Annotated in this window: 13 protein-coding genes; 4 read left to right on the forward strand and 9 right to left on the reverse strand. The window is 63.5% G+C overall.

The window, feature by feature from the left end:
• Positions 1-142: 142 nt before the first annotated feature.
• The 9 genes from ACEN42_RS19765 to ACEN42_RS19805 all read right to left on the reverse strand — a co-directional run bounded on the left by ACEN42_RS19765 (position 143) and on the right by ACEN42_RS19805 (position 11,614).
• Positions 143-1,114, reverse strand: coding sequence for a hypothetical protein (locus ACEN42_RS19765; RefSeq protein ID WP_187606457.1), 972 nt, complete (start codon positions 1,112-1,114; stop codon positions 143-145).
• A gap of 143 nt (positions 1,115-1,257) precedes the next feature.
• Positions 1,258-1,605: a hypothetical protein gene (locus ACEN42_RS19770; protein WP_035509871.1), complete on the reverse strand. Its 348-nt coding sequence runs from the start codon at positions 1,603-1,605 to the stop codon at positions 1,258-1,260.
• A 123-nt stretch (positions 1,606-1,728) separates the two neighbouring features.
• Positions 1,729-2,079: a hypothetical protein gene (locus ACEN42_RS19775; RefSeq protein WP_035509828.1), complete on the reverse strand. Its 351-nt coding sequence runs from the start codon at positions 2,077-2,079 to the stop codon at positions 1,729-1,731.
• Positions 2,080-2,269: 190 nt separating this feature from the next.
• The gene (locus tag ACEN42_RS19780; RefSeq protein WP_371881166.1) at positions 2,270-2,431 is read right to left on the reverse strand and encodes a hypothetical protein; all 162 of its coding nucleotides are present in this window, start codon (positions 2,429-2,431) and stop codon (positions 2,270-2,272) included.
• 292 nt (positions 2,432-2,723) lie between these two features.
• Entirely contained in the window at positions 2,724-5,453 is a 2,730-nt protein-coding gene (locus tag ACEN42_RS19785; protein WP_371881167.1) for a molybdopterin-dependent oxidoreductase, read from the reverse strand.
• Positions 5,454-6,114: 661 nt separating this feature from the next.
• The gene (locus tag ACEN42_RS19790; protein ID WP_371881168.1) at positions 6,115-7,377 is read right to left on the reverse strand and encodes an NAD(P)/FAD-dependent oxidoreductase; all 1,263 of its coding nucleotides are present in this window, start codon (positions 7,375-7,377) and stop codon (positions 6,115-6,117) included.
• The gene (gene nirD, locus ACEN42_RS19795) at positions 7,374-7,718 is read right to left on the reverse strand and encodes a nitrite reductase small subunit NirD (protein WP_035509869.1); all 345 of its coding nucleotides are present in this window, start codon (positions 7,716-7,718) and stop codon (positions 7,374-7,376) included. Before nirD ends, ACEN42_RS19790 begins: the two co-directional genes overlap by 4 nt.
• A gap of 17 nt (positions 7,719-7,735) precedes the next feature.
• Positions 7,736-10,276, reverse strand: a complete 2,541-nt coding sequence (nirB, locus tag ACEN42_RS19800; RefSeq protein ID WP_371881169.1) for a nitrite reductase large subunit NirB — start codon at positions 10,274-10,276, stop codon at positions 7,736-7,738.
• 12 nt (positions 10,277-10,288) lie between these two features.
• Positions 10,289-11,614 carry an MFS transporter gene (locus ACEN42_RS19805; RefSeq protein ID WP_187606462.1) on the reverse strand — a complete coding sequence of 442 codons (1,326 nt, stop codon included), beginning with the start codon at positions 11,612-11,614 and terminating at the stop codon, positions 10,289-10,291.
• Positions 11,615-12,216: 602 nt separating this feature from the next.
• Here ACEN42_RS19805 and cobA point away from each other — a divergent pair.
• From cobA to ACEN42_RS19825, 4 genes are all read left to right on the forward strand, one after another.
• Positions 12,217-12,984 carry a uroporphyrinogen-III C-methyltransferase gene (gene cobA / locus ACEN42_RS19810; RefSeq protein WP_371881170.1) on the forward strand — a complete coding sequence of 256 codons (768 nt, stop codon included), beginning with the start codon at positions 12,217-12,219 and terminating at the stop codon, positions 12,982-12,984.
• A 93-nt stretch (positions 12,985-13,077) separates the two neighbouring features.
• Positions 13,078-13,650: an ANTAR domain-containing response regulator gene (locus ACEN42_RS19815; protein ID WP_035509819.1), complete on the forward strand. Its 573-nt coding sequence runs from the start codon at positions 13,078-13,080 to the stop codon at positions 13,648-13,650.
• Between the two features lie 13 nt (positions 13,651-13,663).
• A complete protein-coding gene (locus ACEN42_RS19820) occupies positions 13,664-14,794 on the forward strand; it encodes a CmpA/NrtA family ABC transporter substrate-binding protein (protein WP_371881171.1) in 1,131 nt (376 codons plus the stop codon).
• A 179-nt stretch (positions 14,795-14,973) separates the two neighbouring features.
• Positions 14,974-16,119, forward strand: coding sequence for an IS481 family transposase (locus ACEN42_RS19825; protein ID WP_371879830.1), 1,146 nt, complete (start codon positions 14,974-14,976; stop codon positions 16,117-16,119).
• Positions 16,120-16,248: the final 129 nt, after the last annotated feature.

The following is a 16,248-nucleotide window of genomic DNA, read 5'->3' on the forward strand; positions in this document are numbered from 1 at the left end:
GCATGCCTCAGCGGGAAAACGAGGGTTGACTCTCCGGGACCAGTCTTTCAGAGCCAACCCTTCAAAGGGAGAGACGGCCTGGCTACCCAGGCACGTCTCTACAGTTCCACGGCACCACTTTGCCATCGAACCTGCTGCTTCCTCACTTCACCAGCGAGACTTCGATCTTCTCGCCGATGGGCGTGCTCGCGACTTCGACGCCGTTCGCACCATCGGAATGATCGTACACGCGCGCTGCGACCGGCGTCGGTTGCGCGACCTGCTTCGCGGGCGCCGGTTGAGCCTGCTTCGCGGCGTCCTGCGACTTGAGGTTGACTTCCGGATTGTTCGCGGCGGTCACCGGCAGGCCGAGGCGCTCGCGGATCAGCGGATCGCGATACTTTTCGTCGTCCGACAGCACTGCGTCAGCGCCCGACTTCGCGAGCGGCGTGGTCGTGCCGGGGCACAGATGGCCGGTCGCTTCGACTGCGCGGCGGTTCGCGTCGCTCTGGCACAGGAGTGCGAGCGCGACATCGGTCAGGCCCATTGCGCGGAATTCGCGTGCATCGAGACGGCGTACGCAAGCCTGATCGACGAGCGTCGTGCCGCCGGTCGCGCCGAAGCCCGTGATCGACAGGCCGAAGCTCGCCGAGCCCATGCAGGTGTCGGAGAGCGTCGTCGTGAGCGCGGGGGCGGCGATCGACGGCGTCGTGCGCACCGAGTACGAGCTCTGGTTGTAGTCGACCGTCGTGCGCGTGTCGAAGGCGCTCGAACCGGGGCCCGTGGCTGCCTTGTTAGTCGCGTCGGTGCCGCTCGCATCCGTGCCCGAGTTCGTGAGCTGCGGCATCGACAGCGAGATGTTCACGTTCGACGAACCGCCCTGCGCCGACGAACGCCCGCCGCTCGCCGTCGCGACGCCGAGGCCGCCCACCGACGACGAATTGGAACTGGTGTTGGCCGTCGAGTTCGCCGACGTGCCGATGTTGTTCAGGCTCGAACCGCCGCCCTGGCCGATGCCCGTGGAGGTCGAACCCGACACCGAGCCCGACGAGGAATTGGCCGTGGTATCGGCGTGGGCCAGTTGTGCGGCGCAAAACAGAACCGCGCATGCCAATTGCAAAGTGGTCTTGTTCATTTGGTGCTCCGGAAGAAAGGGGACCTCACAGCGCATGACGGTCCCGGACGACTTAGAGTTTTTTTATAGGGTTCGGCAAAGGCGGAGTTCCGCGAGCACGCGCTCGTCATGACGCCGCCTCTGCCTTGGGCTCTGAGGCCGGCTTAACGCCAGCCGCCGCCCAGCTTGCTCCATGCATTGGCCGCTGCGTCCGCGCCCGAGGTGCCGCCCGCTTGTGCGTTGCCGTGACCGAAGCCGCCCGCGTTCGACGTGTTGGTGTGGCTCGTCGTGGCGTTGGTGGCGTTGCCCGTCACGCCGAAAGCGTTGCCGGCGATCGATTGCGCGTTGCCGTTGGCCGTGCCGTAGTTGCTGGCGGTGAAATGGCCGAAACCCGAGACCGAAGCGGAGGTCGAGCCGCCCGAGGTCGAGGACGAGCTGGAGTTCGTGGTCGTGGCCATCGCGGCGACGGAGACGAACGAGAGCAGTGCAGCAGCGATCAGAGTGCGTTTCATGATTTGCATTCCTTATCGAATAAATAAGATTGGATTTCGTTATTTGTTGTTTGAACTACTGGCACGTCGGTTGCGGATCAGCGAACCCCGTTGCGGCGAAGTCCGCCCTCCGTCGCCGCGTGCTTAACGCCAGCCGCCGCCCAGCTTGCTCCAGGCGTTCGCAGCAGCGTCGGCGCCCGAGGTGCCCGTTGCCGTCGAGCCACCGAAGCCCTTGCCGCCAGCCGACGACGTGTTGATGTGGCCGGTCGTCGCGTTGGTCGCGTTGCCCGTCACGCCGAAGCCTTGACCAGCGAGTGCCGATGCATTGCCGTTGGCGATGCCGGCGTTCGTTGCGGTGAACGAACCGTAGCCGAACACGGCTGCTGCGGTGTTGCCGCCCGACGTCGAGCTCGAGCTGGAGTTCGTGCCCGTTGCGAAAGCAGCGGCGGAAACGAGGGAGAGGACGGCTGCTGCTGCGATCAGTTTGCGTTGCATGTTGAAGTCTCCAAGTGTAGGCGCACGGTCAATTCCAGCTACATCGACGCCGGTATGTAGCGGGCACAGCGAGTAATTCATTTAGTTAGTATTCCTATTTCAAACGCCTGCCTGAATTTCACTTCGGCGAACCAGCGTGAAAATCAGCGAGCGTTTGAAATGGGACGCGCCAGGGGCGCGGGCTAACCGGTCAGGAGCAGTGCGACGCGCGAACGTCGCGGACTTCCATTAGCGGAAGTCGTCGTTCGTGCAACAGGTCGATGTGTGCTTGCGACGGGCTTTTGGCTTCCGTCGAGCGGATCGTGGCGCGTTGGTCTTCCGCCTGGTCGATTTGATTTGCGTTCTTCTTCATCGCAATCCCCGTATCACTTCTTATGTTTTCTCAGGCTTTGGTCTTTCAATTGCCTGCGTTTGATGTGACTTTACGGAAGATGAAGCGGGCGCTGCGTGGGGCAACCAACATTACATTTCACGTCGTAACAATTCGTGAGAAATTTGGTGGTCCACCCCTCATTCGAGCCGGGTGACACCCGCAAACGCCCTGTTTCCGGGGGTTTTCAAGGGTTCACCCGTATATTGGGAAGGCTTTAAAACGAAACAAACGGGCGAATTGCGCCCGCGCTTGTAAGGTAGACGCGCAAAGGTCAGACCGTACTCAGGCTCGCCATCTCCGTCTCGACGATGAGCTTCTTCAGTTCCGGCACGCACGACCCGCAGTTGCCGCCCGCCTTCACGCACGACGTAATCTCCGCGGCGGTTTTCAGTCCCTTGTCGCGGATCGCATTGCAGATCGTATTGCGTCCGACGCCGAAGCACGAGCACACGGTCGGCCCGGTGTCCTCCCCTTTGCCGATCGGCTGGCCGAGCAGAAGACTCGCGCGGTCCTCGTCGTCGAGCCGGTCCTTTTCGAAGAGCGTTGCGAGCCATGCGCGAGCGGGCAGATCGGGCCGCTCGGAGATGAACACGCAACTCTCGATGCGCTCATCCACCACATGCGCCGCGCGATACACGCCCGCGCTCTTGTCCTCGTATTCGATCCAGTCCGCGTGCCGATCGTCGATATGAAAGAGCGCACGCGCCCAGTCGTGATGATCGCCATGCGACGTATCGAAGCGATTGCGTCCCGCCATCTCGTAGCGCATGTGATGTGCGCCGTGCACGCGCGTCCAGTGCGTGACCATGTCGAGATCGGGCGCGGCGCGCGACAGCGAAAAGCCGTGCCACGTGACGTGAAACTTCTCGATCGCGACCGGCGTGTGCTTGAACTCCGGCTCGCCCGATACGGGATCGACGACGGGATTGACCACCGCACCGACGCGCGCATCCGAGGCGACCTGATCGTTCCAGTGAATCGGCACGAACACGCTGCCGCGCGGCATGCCGCCGCCGTGTTGCACGCGCGCGATCATGGAACCCCAGCGGCTCGACACGCGCGCCAGTTCGCCTTCGCGCACGCCGCATGCGAGCGCGTCTTGCGGATGCATGTCGATGAACGATTCGCTGATGTGTCCCGCGAGCTTCGCGGAGCGGCCGGTGCGCGTCATCGTGTGCCATTGATCGCGCACGCGGCCGGTGTTGAGCACGAGCGGATAGTCTTCGTCGGGCGCGTTGACGGGATCGCGCGGCGCTGTCGGGACGAAGCGCGCGCGGCCGTCCGCGTAACTGAAGCGGCCCGTTTCGAATAGCCTCGCAATGCTTCCTTCCTGCACGGAACGCAGCGGCCATTGCGTAGGCTGCAACGCATCGTATTGCGCGCGATCGAGGCCAGTGAGACCGCCGATGTCGAACGCGCGGTGCACGCCCGTCGACGCATCGTTGCGATACGCCGAGAGCCTCGCGTGCTCGTCGAAGATCTCATGCGGACCCGCGAAGCCGAAGCCTTCGAAGCCCATGCGCGTTGCGACGTCGCAGATGATGCGCCAGTCCGCGCGCGCATTGCCCGGCGCCGGAATGAACGCGCGCTGGCGCGAGATGCGCCGCTCCGAGTTCGTCACGGTGCCATCCTTCTCGCCCCAGCCGAGCGCGGGCAGCAGCACATCGGCGAATGCGTTGGTATCGGTCTTTTCGATGATGTCCGAGCTCACCACGAGCTCGCACTTTTCGAGCGCTCGCTTCACGCGATCGCCGTCGGGCAGGCTCACGACCGGATTGGTGCCCATCACCCACACCGCTTTCACGCGGCCGGATTCGATTGCATCGAACAGTTCGACGGCCTTCAATCCCGCGCGCTCCGCAATCGCGGGCGAATTCCAGAACGTCTGCACGATCTCGCCATGCAGCGGATCGCCGAACTCGAGATGCGCGGCGAGCGTATTCGCGAGGCCGCCGACTTCGCGGCCGCCCATCGCGTTGGGCTGGCCGGTGAAGGAAAACGGCCCCATGCCCGGCTTGCCGATACGCCCCGTCGCCAGATGACAGTTGATGATGCCGTTGACCTTGTCGGTGCCCGCGCTCGACTGGTTCACGCCTTGCGAATAGACGGTCACCACGCGTTCCGTGCGTGCGAACAGGCGGTAGAACGCCATCAGGTCGTGCTGATCGAGCTTGCAGTCCTTCGCGGTTTGCGCGAGATCGGCGGGCCCTGCAGCGGAGAGCGCGGCATCGAAACCGTGGGTATGCGCATCGACGAAAGCGGCATCGGTCGCGCCATGTTCCGCGAGGAATGCGAGCAGACCGTTGAAGAGCCGCACGTCGCTGCCGGGCTTGAGAGGCAGATGCAGATCGGCCATTTCGCAGGTCGCGGTATAGCGTGGATCGATCACGACGATCTTCATTTCCGGTCGCTTCTCCTTCATCTTCACGATGCGCTGAAAGAGAATCGGATGGCACCATGCCGTGTTCGAGCCGACCAGCACGACGAGATCGGCGAGTTCGAGGTCTTCGTAGTTCATGGGCACGAGGTCTTCGCCGAATGCGCGCTTGTGTCCCGCTACCGACGACGACATGCACAGCCGCGAATTCGTATCGATGTTCGCGCTGCCGATGTAGCCCTTCATCAGCTTGTTGGCGACGTAGTAGTCCTCGGTGAGCAACTGACCTGAGACATAGAACGCGACCGCATCGGGACCATGTTCCGCGATGATGCGCGCGAAGCCGCTCGCGACGGTGGCGAGGGCATCGTTCCATGACACGTCGGAAAGTGTTCCCGTGTGCCTGTCGCGCAGCTTCGGTTCGAGCAGGCGCCCTTCTAGTCCGACCGTCTCGCCGAGGGCCGAACCCTTCACGCACAGACGGCCGAAGTTCGACGGATGCGATTCATCGCCTGCAATCGTCACTTCCGTCGCGTTCTTCGGCGACGCTTTCACGCCGCAGCCTACGCCACAGTATGGACACGTCGTTTTGACAGACGCAGGTTCAATTGGGATGGTGATCATGGTCAACGTCTCGCTTGGTTGGCTATCCGGTTTTTTTCGCCGGATCCCGTGTTCGTGTCGGTCTATTGGCTCTGCCCCTATGCGGGGCGGCAGTCACTTTCTTTGCTGCTGCAAAGAAAGTAACCAAAGAAACAGCTATCCCCAGCCTAAGCACTTCATGCCGGCCGCGGCACAGGCGATTGGCCTAATGGCCCGGCAGTAGCGAGTGCCCTCGAAGATCTTGCGGGGCTTGGACCGCGCACGGTCTGACACATCGCACCACACAACACACTGGTTCAGCACCAAATAGCTCCAGCCCGCTTCGCGGCCGACCGGTCAATCGGGTGCGCGTGTGCTTCTTCTTCGAAGGTTTCCCTCGCACACCCAACGGCAGCGCGCAGCGCTGTGCCGATGCTCATTCGTGCTGAACCAACGCCCTAAAAGTCCTAGCTCATCAGACCGTGCGCGAGCCAAGCCCGGTAAGTCCTTTGGGGGCGACACTTAGGCGAGTGCCAACGCGGGCTGGCAAGCATGGCCAACGTGCGTGTGACCGCGGGCTTAAACGAGCTGCTTTCTTTGGTTACTTTCTTTGCAGCAGCAAAGAAAGTGACTGCCGCCCCGCACAGGGGCAGTGCTAATAGACCGACACCAAAACGGGATCCGCCGACAAACCTGAATCGCTCTACTCCGCTTCACAAAGAACCTTGCCAAAAAGAAGCTTGCCCCGCAGATGCGATACATCTGCGCGGTTCTGAATCAGATCGAAGTACCACCCACCGTCCTTCACATCGCCATAAAGCACTGCACCGATCAAACGCCCCGCCTGCAACACGAGACGCTTGTACACGCCCCGGCGCGGATCACGCAGCACAAGATCCTCGCTATCGCCACCGCCGATGAAATCGCCGGCCGAATACAAATCGACGCCCGTCACCTTCAGCTTGGTCGCAGTCGCGCGCTGCACATACCGGCGATGCCCCGCGCCCGCGAGATGCGCCCCCGCCACGCGCGCCTGATCCCAGATCGGCGCGACGAGACCGAAGGTCGCCGAGCGATGCTGCACGCATTCGCCCACCGCATAAACGCGCGGATCGAAAGTCTGCAATGTGTCATCGACGACGATCGCGCGCTCGCAATGCAAACCGGCCTCTTTCGCAAGCGCGATGTTGGGCCGCACGCCCGCCGTCATCACGACGAGGTCCGCGTCGATCTGCGTGCCGTCCGCGAAACGCACCGCACGCACGCGTTCCTCGCCGACGATTTCAGTGGTCTGCGCGGCCATCGCAAAACGCAGGCCCTTCGCTTCGAGCGAACGCCTGAGCAACGCGGATGCGGTTGCATCGAGCTGACGATCCATCAGGCTCTCGCCCGCATGCACGACCGTCACCGACATGCCCTGCCGCTGCAATCCGTTGGCCGCTTCGAGCCCGAGCAGGCCACCGCCGATAATCACCGCATGTCGATGATCGCGCGCCGCTTCGAGCATCGCTTCGACATCCTGAATGTCCCGAAACGCGATCACGCCGGGAAGATCGCAGCCGGGCACCGGAATGATGAAAGGCTTCGAGCCGGTCGCGATCAGCAGGCGGTCGTAACGGACTTCGACGCCCTTCTGCGAACGCACGATGCGCCGCGCGCGATCGATCCCGACGACCGCATCGCCCGCATGCAGCGTGATGCCGTTCGCGTCGTACCATTCGCGCGTGTTGAGAATGATGTCGTCGACGGACTTCTCGCCCGCGAGCACCGGCGACAACAGAATGCGGTTGTAGTTGCCGTAAGGCTCGGCGCCGAACACGGTGATGTCGTACAGTCCGGGCGCGATTTTCAGCAGTTCCTCGACCGTACGCATCCCCGCCATGCCGTTGCCGATGACGACGAGCCGCTGGCGCGGCGCGGTATCGCGCAACGACGCCATGCCCGCAACCGCATATTCGGTCTTCATGCCGCGACCCACACCTTGCCGCCCGCGACCTTCACGCGATATGCGCTGACCGATAGCTCAGGCGTTTCGAGGCATTCGCCAGTGCGCAGATCGAAGTGCTGCTTGTAGATCGGCGATGCGACGACGATGCGCTCGCCCAGACTCCCGACAATGCCGCGCGAGAGCACCGCGGCCTGCGAATGCGGATCGTAGTTGTCGATCGCGTATAGCGTCGATTCTTCGCCCGCGAGATGAAACACCGCGACCTGCGTGCCCTTCACGAGCGCACAGACGCCCGTATCGGGCACGATATCGTCGAGTTCACAAACGGCGGTCCAGTCCTGTTCGATGCGGTCGTTCATGATCATTTCTCCAGGGCTCAGACGGTTTCGACTACGACGGGGATATCGTTCAACTTCGACTTACGCTCTTCGACCGTCGCGGGACGGATCTGGCCGCGCTCTTCCACGAAGGTCACGTTCGCATCGCCTTGTTCGCTGTTGACGAAGTGACGGAAGCGCTTGCGCGTGTTCGGGTCCGTGACGGCCTTCTTCCACTCGTCCTCGTAGGTATCGACGACGAGTTGCATCTCCGCTTCGAGTTCGTCGGCGATATCGAGCTTGTCGTTGATCACCACGTCGATCAGATAATCGAGGCCGCCTTCGAGGTTGTCGCGCCACACGCTCGTGCGTTGCAGGCGATCCGCCGTGCGCACGTAGAACATCAGGAAGCGGTCGATGTAACGCACGAGCGTGTCGTGATCGAGATCGGACGCGATGAGTTCGGCGTGCCGCGGCTTCATGCCGCCGTTGCCGCAGACATAGAGGTTCCAGCCCTTTTCCGTCGCGATCACGCCGACGTCCTTGCCTTGCGCCTCGGCGCATTCACGCGTGCAGCCCGATACGCCGAACTTGATCTTGTGCGGCGTGCGCAGGCCCTTGTAGCGGTTCTCAAGTTCGATCGCGAGACCGACAGAATCGCCGACGCCATAGCGACACCACGTCGAGCCGACGCACGACTTCACCGTGCGCAGCGCCTTGCCGTATGCATGGCCCGATTCGAAGCCCGCCGCGATCAGCTCTTCCCAGATGAACGGCAATTGCTCGACGCGCGCGCCGAACATGTCGACACGCTGGCCGCCCGTGATCTTCGTATAGAGACCGTACTTCTTCGCGACCTGCCCGACCGCGATCAAACCATCGGGCGTCACTTCGCCGCCCGCCATGCGAGGCACGACGCTATACGTGCCATCGCGCTGAATGTTCGCGAGGTAGTAATCGTTCGAATCCTGCAGGCTCGCGTGCTCTTTCTTCAGCACGAACTCGTTCCAGCAGGAGGCGAGAATGCTCGCGACCGCCGGCTTGCAGATATCGCAGCCGCGCCCCTTGCCATGTTTCGCGAGCAGCGAACCGAACGTGCGATGCCCTTCCACACGCGCGATGTGATACAGCTCCTGACGCGAGTACGGGAAGTGCTCGCAAAGATGATTGTTCACGGCGAGACCTTGCCGCTTCATCTCCGACTTCATCAGCTGCGTGACGAGCGGCACGCAGCCGCCGCACGACGCGCCTGCCTTGCACGACGACTTGATCGCGCCGATGCTCGTCGCGCCCGCGCAGACGGCCGCGCAGATTTCCGCCTTGCTGACGTTGTTGCACGAACAGATCTGCGCGCCATCGGGCAATGCCTCGACGCCGAGTGCGGGCTTCGCCTTGCCATCGCTCGAAGGCAGGATCAGAAACTCGGGCGCTTCGGGCAGCTCGATCCTGTTGAGCATCATCTGCAGGAGCGTGCCGTATTCGGTTGCATCGCCGACCATCACGCTACCAAGCAGAAACTTGCCGCAGTCGGACACGACGATCTTCTTGTAGACCTGCTTGCGCTCGTCGCTGTACTGATACGTGCGGCTGCCGGGCGTCTTGCCATGCGCATCGCCGATGCTCGCGACATCGACACCCATGAGCTTGAGCTTCGTGCTCATGTCAGCGCCCGCGAACGCCGCTTCCTCGCCGATGATCTGCTTCGCGACGATGCGCGCCATGTCGTAACCGGGCGCGACCAGGCCGAACAACTGGCCTTGCCACAACGCACATTCGCCGATGGCGAAGATATCGGCGTCGCTCGTGCGGCAGGCGTCGTCGATCACGATGCCGCCACGCGCGCCGATCGTGAGACCCGCGGCGCGTGCGATGTCGTCGCGCGGACGAATGCCCGCGGAGAACACGATCATGTCGGTGTCGAGATGCGTTTCGTCGGCGAAATTCATGCGATTCGCGGCGCCCTCGCCCTCGACGATCGCGAGCGTGTTCTTGCCCGTATGAACCGTGACGCCGAGCTCTTCGATCTTCGCGCGCAAGACGCGGCCGCCGCCGTCATCGACCTGCACGGCCATCAAACGCGGCGCGAATTCGATCACATGCGTTTCGAGCCCCATGTCGCGCAGCGCCTTCGCCGCTTCGAGACCGAGCAGACCGCCGCCGACCACCGTGCCCGTCTTCGAGCGCGCGCCGAACGACTGCATCGCTTCGAGATCTTCGATCGTGCGATACACGAAGCAGCCGTCGCGGTCCCGGCCCTCGACCGGCGGCACGAACGGGTATGAACCCGTCGCGAGCACGAGCTTGTCGTACGGCAGCACTTCGCCGGTCGAAGCCGTCACCGTGCGCGCCGTGCGATCGATGGCGACCGCGCGCGCATTCAGCTTCAGCGCGTAGCCCGAGCGCTCGAAGAAGCCTGCTTCGATGAGCGAAAGATCATCCGCGCTCTTGCCCGTGAAAAACTCGGTCAGATGCACGCGGTCATATGCGGCGCGCGGTTCTTCGCACAGCACCGTCACGTGCAGCGCTTCATTGCCGCTCTCGGCGAGACATTCGAGGAACTTGTGGCCGACCATGCCGTGGCCGATGACGACGATTTTCATGACGGGCCTTCCTCAGTTTGCAATGACGTTGTTGGCTGCGAGCGCGCTTTCGCGCAACGCCGCTTCGCGTGCCTTGTGTTCGGGCGAGAAACGCACCGCGAGCGCGCACAGCGCCGTGCCCGCGACGACCACACCGAGCATCGAGAGCGTCGCCTGGGCGTTGCCGAGTCCTTTCATCAGGAAGCCCGCCGCGACCGCGCCGACGTTGCCGCCCGCGCCGATCACGCCGGCCACGCCACCGAGCGCGCGGCGATCGATGAACGGCACGAGCGCGTAAGTCGCGCCGCACGCCATGTGCGTGAAGAGACCGAAGACGAGCATCGAAACGATCGCGAGCACGACGCTCGGCGCATGGGCGAATGCATAGAGACCGAGGCCTTCGCCCGCGATCAGTGCAAACAGCAACGTCGCGCGGATATCGAGGCCCTTCTTCGCGGCGGCTTTGTCGGAAAGCCAGCCGCCGAGCGCGCGTGCGAACAGCGCGAGCAGGCCGAAGCTGCCCGCCGCCATGCCCGCCTGGCCGAGCGTGAGATCGAAATGATCGACGTAGTAGATCGCCGCCATGTTGTGGATGAACACTTCGACGCCGAAGCACGCGCCATAGGTCACGAACAACATCCACACGCGATAGTTCGAGCATGCGGTGACGAAGCTCTGCCAGCCGCCCTTCTTGCCGCCGTCGATGGCGATGCCCGCACGGCGCAGCGTCGCGAAATCGCCTTGCGGGCAGTCCTGCGTATAGCGCCAGTAGAAGAAGGCCATCACCGGCATCGCGATGCCCGGCACGATCAGCGCGACGCGCCATGCCGATGCTTCGCCCGTGCCGAGCGCGATCGCGGCCGCGACGAAGAGCGGAATGATCGCCTGCGCCGCGCCCGCGCCTGCATTGCCCCAGCCTGCCGTCGTCGCGTTCGCGGTGCCGACGACGTTCGGCGCGAACATCACCGACGTGTGGTACTGCGTGATGACGAAGCTCGCGCCGATCGCGCCGATCGCAAGACGGCACCACAGGAAGCTGTCGTAGCCCGTGGAAAACGCCGCGCCGAGCACCGGCACCGAACCCGCGAGCAGCAGCGCGCTATACACCTTGCGCGGCCCGAAGCGATCGCACATCGGACCGACGACGAGGCGCACCAGAATCGTCACGGCCACGGCCGCGATATTGATATTGGCGACCTGATCGGCCGTGAGACCATATTCGCGCTTGATGAGCGGCATCAACGGCGCGCATGCGAACCAGGCGAAGAAGCACACGAAGAACGCCATCCATGTGAGATGGAAGGCGCGCATCGGCGCGCTGCGCATGCTGAAGAGATCGATCCGGGTGGCTTTGTCCATCGTCTTTCCGCAAAAAAAGAAAGGCGTCCCGCGCATTCGACCGGGAAGCCGATGCAGGGGACGCCGTTGTCCGAAGCCCGCACGTATTCACCTGCCGGGCGCTGTATTCAGGACGGATCGCCGTTGATCCGATGGCGAAACATAAGGCAAGGGCTATGCCATGCGCGCGGCATCGGCCTGAAAGCCTTGCTGTGTATGGCTTTGCAAGACCCATGCACTGCCGGGGCGCACGCGCTGCACGACATGTTTCGATGCAGACGGGCACAGTGATGGTGCGACGCAGCACCGGTGACGTGCGAAGTCGTGCACGAATCTTTGTACCAACCGGTTCGTTCGAACGAAGCACGTTCGCGCCGAAGCGGTGCCGCGTCTGGCGAAACGCGCACGAGCATAGTGCGGCGCACGCGGACCGGTGCCTGTTTCACGCAATGGCCCGCTTATTGCATTGAGAAAGGCACTGCGGGCAACGGCGTTCGCGGCATCTCGAATCGGAAGAGCAAGGACAAAGGCGTCCCTTCGTGCAGCGACACGAGCGGACGCTATCGGCGTTTGCCGCGCCGATGCGCCTCATATACGCACGTTCGCCGAACAGGTAAGCAACGATGAGCACCATCAAAGGCAAAGTCACTCTGTTAAGCGCAGGCCCCGGCGATCTCGACCTTCTCACCCTGCGCGCCGCGAAAGCGCTCGCCGCCGCCGACATCCTGCTGGTCGACGATCTGGCCAACGCCGATATCGTCACGCTCGCGCCGCATGCGCGCGTGATTCGTGTCGGCAAGCGCGGCGGATGCAAATCGACCCCGCAAGCGTTCATTCAGCGCCTCATGCAGCGTTATGCGAAGAAGGGTCTGCATGTGGTGCGCGTGAAGGGCGGCGATGCATTGCTCTTCGGCCGCGCCGGCGAAGAGATCGCCGCATTGCGTGAAGCGCATATTCCGGTCGATATCGTCAACGGCGTGTCATCGGGTTTCGCGGCGGCGGCGGGACTCGGCATCTCGCTCACGCATCGCGATCATTGCCAGGGCGTGACCTTCATCACCGCGCACATGCAGGATCACAGTCAGCCCGACTGGGCCGCGCTCGCTGCCACCGGCACCACGCTCGCGATCTATATGGGCATGAGCCGCATCGCGAGTCTCACGGCATCGTTGCTCGACGTGCTGAGCGCGAGCACGCCCGCCGCTGTCGTGCAGAACGCGGGATCGTCGCAAGAGAAGCGGCTCGTCACGACGCTCGACCGTCTCGCCGACGAAGCCACGGCCGCCGGTCTCGGCAGTCCGGCGGTGATTCTCATCGGCGGTGCGATTGGAGAAGCGGCTGAATTCACGGCGCATGCAGTAAGCGCCAAAGGTTTCGCCCATGCCGCGTGAAGCAGGTTCTCAAACGGCAGGCGGCGCGCTAAAGTCGTTAAAGTCGTATCAGCCGCTGTTGCCGTTCTTCGCATGACCTCTTCCGCTGCCCGCATGCTGCGCGTTCTTCTCGTCACCGACACCGACAAGCCCATCGGCGATTTGCGCGAGCAACTCGCACGCATGGGCTATGACATGCTCGCCGAAGTCGCCGCGCCGTCGGCGTTGCACCGGGCCGTCGAGAGCCAGAAGCCTGATGTCGTCATCATCGATACCGAATCGCCCTCGCGCGATACGCTCGAACAGCTCGCCGTGATGAACAAGGCAGCGCCGCGTCCCGTGCTGATGTTCAGCAACGACGCGGATCAGCAATTCATTCGCGCGGCGGTCGGCGCGGGCGTCACCGCGTATTCCGTCGAAGGACTCGCGCCCGAGCGGCTCGCACCGATCATCGAAGTCGCGCTCGCGCGCTTCGCGCATGAAGCGCAGTTGCGCCAGCGTCTCGCGAAAGTCGAGGACGAACTGGAGCAGCGCAAGGTCATCGACCGCGCGAAGCGTCTCCTGATGGACAAGCGCGGCATGTCCGAAAACGATGCCTACGCGGCACTCCGCAAGCGCGCGATGGATCAGGGCGTGAAGGTCGCGGAGATCGCGCGTCAACTGATTGCGCTGTCCGATCTGTTCTAGCGCCACGGAACCTATGAACTCCCCCGACACGACTTCTCCCGCGCCCGAGCGCACGCATCTGCGGCTCGGCTTCGTCGCCCTTTCCGATGCCGCGCCGCTCGCCGTCGCGGCATTGCGCGAACTCGGCGCACGCCACGGCATCACGATCGAGCTGTGCCGCCAGCCGTCGTGGGCCGCCGTGCGCGACAAGCTGCTTTCCGGCGAAATCGACGCCGCGCACGCGCTCTATGGGCTCGTGTATGGCGTGCAACTGGGCATCGGCGGGCCGCAGGCGGACATGGCGGTGCTGATGGTCCTCAATCGCAACGGTCAGGCGATCACGCTGTCGCGCCCGCTCGCCGAGGCGATTGGCGGCGGCGCGAGCGTGAAGGAAGCGCTGGGGTCGCTCGGGCGGCCGCCTGTCATCGCGCAGACGTTTCCGACCGGCACGCACGCGATGTGGCTCTACTACTGGCTCGCGGCGCACGGCGTGCATCCTTTGCGCGATGTTCAGAGCGTCGTGATTCCGCCGCCGCGCATGGCCGATGCGCTCGTCGAGGGCGCGCTCGACGGCTTCTGCGCGGGCGAGCCGTGGCATGCGGTGGCCGAGGCCGGCGGCGCGGGCAAAACGATCGCGTACACGAGCGAGATCTGGCCGGATCATCCGGAGAAGGTGCTCGCGTGCCGGCGCGATTTTGCGGCGCTCTATCCGGCGACGGCGCGCGCGCTCGTGCGCACGATGCTCGACGCGTGCGCGTGGCTCGATGCGGGCGATCATCGTTCCGAGATCGCAGAGGCGCTGGCGTCGCCGGAATTGCTCGGCGTGCCGCGCGCGCTGATCGAGCCGCGCCTTGCCGCAGCGAACGGCGGCGATGCGCGCGCGCTGCCGGTGCGTTTCTTCGATGGCGGCGCGGTGAACTATCCGCGTGTGTCGGATGGTGTGTGGTTCATCACGCAGTATCGGCGCTGGGGGTTGCTCGACGCCGATATCGACGATGGGCGCGTCGCGGCGAGCGTCAATCAAACCGCGCTTTATCGCGACGCGGCGCGGGGGACGGGTATTGCGCTGCCTGACGAGCGGCGCTCGGCCACTTTTTGCGATGGTCGCGTGTGGGATGGCCGCGATGCGGCGGGGTATCTTGCGGGGTTCGAAATGCGTGCGTAAGGGGTGGTCGCGATTTAGGTTTTTTCGCCGGATCCCGTGTTCGTGTTGGTTTATTAGCACTGCCCCTATGCGGGGCGGCAGTCACTTTCTTTGCTGCTGTGTATAGACCGGGGACATAGCTGACAGATCCGCGGGGACATGGTTGACACTTTTGGGCATCTCGATGCCTGGACCCGACCATGCCTTGGAACCCGCAGGACACCATGCAACTTCGCCTTGAATTCGTGACCCTGGCCCTGCAACAAGAGATTGCTTTCAGCGAGCTGTGCCAACGCTTTGGCATCAGCCGGCAGACCGGATACAAGTGGGTCAACCGCTATCAGGCCGGGGGCCGCGAGGCGCTGGGCGATCTCTCCCGACGGCCGCACAGCAGCCCGAATCGGACCTGCGACGAACTCCAAGCGCGGGTGCTCGAGGTGCGAAGCCAGCATCCGGCCTGGAGCGCGCACAAGATCAGCCGGCGCCTGAAGGATCAAGGCCTGCAAGGCGTGCCTTCGCACAGCACGGTCAATGCCATTTTGCAGCGCCATGGATGCATCGGCGAGAAGGCTTCGGAGGCGGCCACCGCCTGGACCCGTTTCGAGCGCGCCGAGCCGAACGAGCTATGGCAAATCGATTTCAAGGGCCACTTCGGCATGCTCGATCAAAGGCGCTGCCACCCGCTCACCGTGATCGACGATCATTCGCGCTTCAACCTCGTGCTGCAGGCGTGCTGCAGCCAGGACACCGAGACGGTGTACACGCATCTGCGAAACGCTTTCGCCTGTTACGGGCTGCCGCAACAGATCAACGCCGATAACGGCGCGCCGTGGGGCACGCCGAGCAAGCCTGGCGAATTGACCGAGTTGGCCATCCGATGCATTCGGCTGGGTATTCGTATGAGCCATAGCCGTCCCTATCACCCGCAGACCAACGGCAAGGACGAGCGCTTTCATCGCTCGCTCAAGGCCGAGGTGCTGAATCACCGCAGCTTCACCGGGCCCGATCAGGTGCAGGCTGAATTCGACCGCTGGCGGCAAAGCTATAACTTCGAGCGCCCGCACGCGGGCATCGGCATGGCGACGCCGATCTCGCGCTATCGGCCCAGTGCGCGGGCGATGCCCAGCCGCCTGCCACCGCTCGAATACGGACCGGATGATCAGGTCCTGCTGGTGGGCTGGAACGGCAAGGTGACGTTTGGAAAGCACCGTTTGCGCGTATCCAGCGCACTGCACGGACTGCACATCGTGGCGCGACCGAGCAGCACGATTGCCGATGCCTACGACCTCTATTTCGCCCATCACCGACTCATGACGTTTGACCCGAACCAGCCCGATACCCGATGATCAAAGTGTCAACTATGTCCCCGACGAAAGTGTCAACCATGTCCCCGGTCTATACACTGCTGCAAAGAAAGTAACCAAAGAAACAGCTATCCCCAGCCTAAGCACTTCACACCGGCCGCGGCACAGGCG

The sequence above is a fragment of the Caballeronia sp. S22 genome (assembly GCF_964261745.1).
Taxonomy (GTDB): Bacteria; Pseudomonadota; Gammaproteobacteria; order Burkholderiales; family Burkholderiaceae; genus Caballeronia; species Caballeronia jiangsuensis.

Coding starts and splice junctions, on each gene's coding strand:
- ACEN42_RS19765 (WP_187606457.1), bottom strand. CDS start 1,114: ATGAACAAGACCACTTTGCAATTGGCATGCGCGGTTCTGTTTTGCGCC.
- ACEN42_RS19770 (WP_035509871.1), bottom strand. CDS start 1,605: ATGAAACGCACTCTGATCGCTGCTGCACTGCTCTCGTTCGTCTCCGTC.
- ACEN42_RS19775 (WP_035509828.1), bottom strand. CDS start 2,079: ATGCAACGCAAACTGATCGCAGCAGCAGCCGTCCTCTCCCTCGTTTCC.
- ACEN42_RS19780 (WP_371881166.1), bottom strand. CDS start 2,431: ATGAAGAAGAACGCAAATCAAATCGACCAGGCGGAAGACCAACGCGCC.
- ACEN42_RS19785 (WP_371881167.1), bottom strand. CDS start 5,453: ATGATCACCATCCCAATTGAACCTGCGTCTGTCAAAACGACGTGTCCA.
- ACEN42_RS19790 (WP_371881168.1), bottom strand. CDS start 7,377: ATGAAGACCGAATATGCGGTTGCGGGCATGGCGTCGTTGCGCGATACC.
- nirD (WP_035509869.1), bottom strand. CDS start 7,718: ATGAACGACCGCATCGAACAGGACTGGACCGCCGTTTGTGAACTCGAC.
- nirB (WP_371881169.1), bottom strand. CDS start 10,276: ATGAAAATCGTCGTCATCGGCCACGGCATGGTCGGCCACAAGTTCCTC.
- ACEN42_RS19805 (WP_187606462.1), bottom strand. CDS start 11,614: ATGGACAAAGCCACCCGGATCGATCTCTTCAGCATGCGCAGCGCGCCG.
- cobA (WP_371881170.1), top strand. CDS start 12,217: ATGAGCACCATCAAAGGCAAAGTCACTCTGTTAAGCGCAGGCCCCGGC.
- ACEN42_RS19815 (WP_035509819.1), top strand. CDS start 13,078: ATGCTGCGCGTTCTTCTCGTCACCGACACCGACAAGCCCATCGGCGAT.
- ACEN42_RS19820 (WP_371881171.1), top strand. CDS start 13,664: ATGAACTCCCCCGACACGACTTCTCCCGCGCCCGAGCGCACGCATCTG.
- ACEN42_RS19825 (WP_371879830.1), top strand. CDS start 14,974: ATGCCTTGGAACCCGCAGGACACCATGCAACTTCGCCTTGAATTCGTG.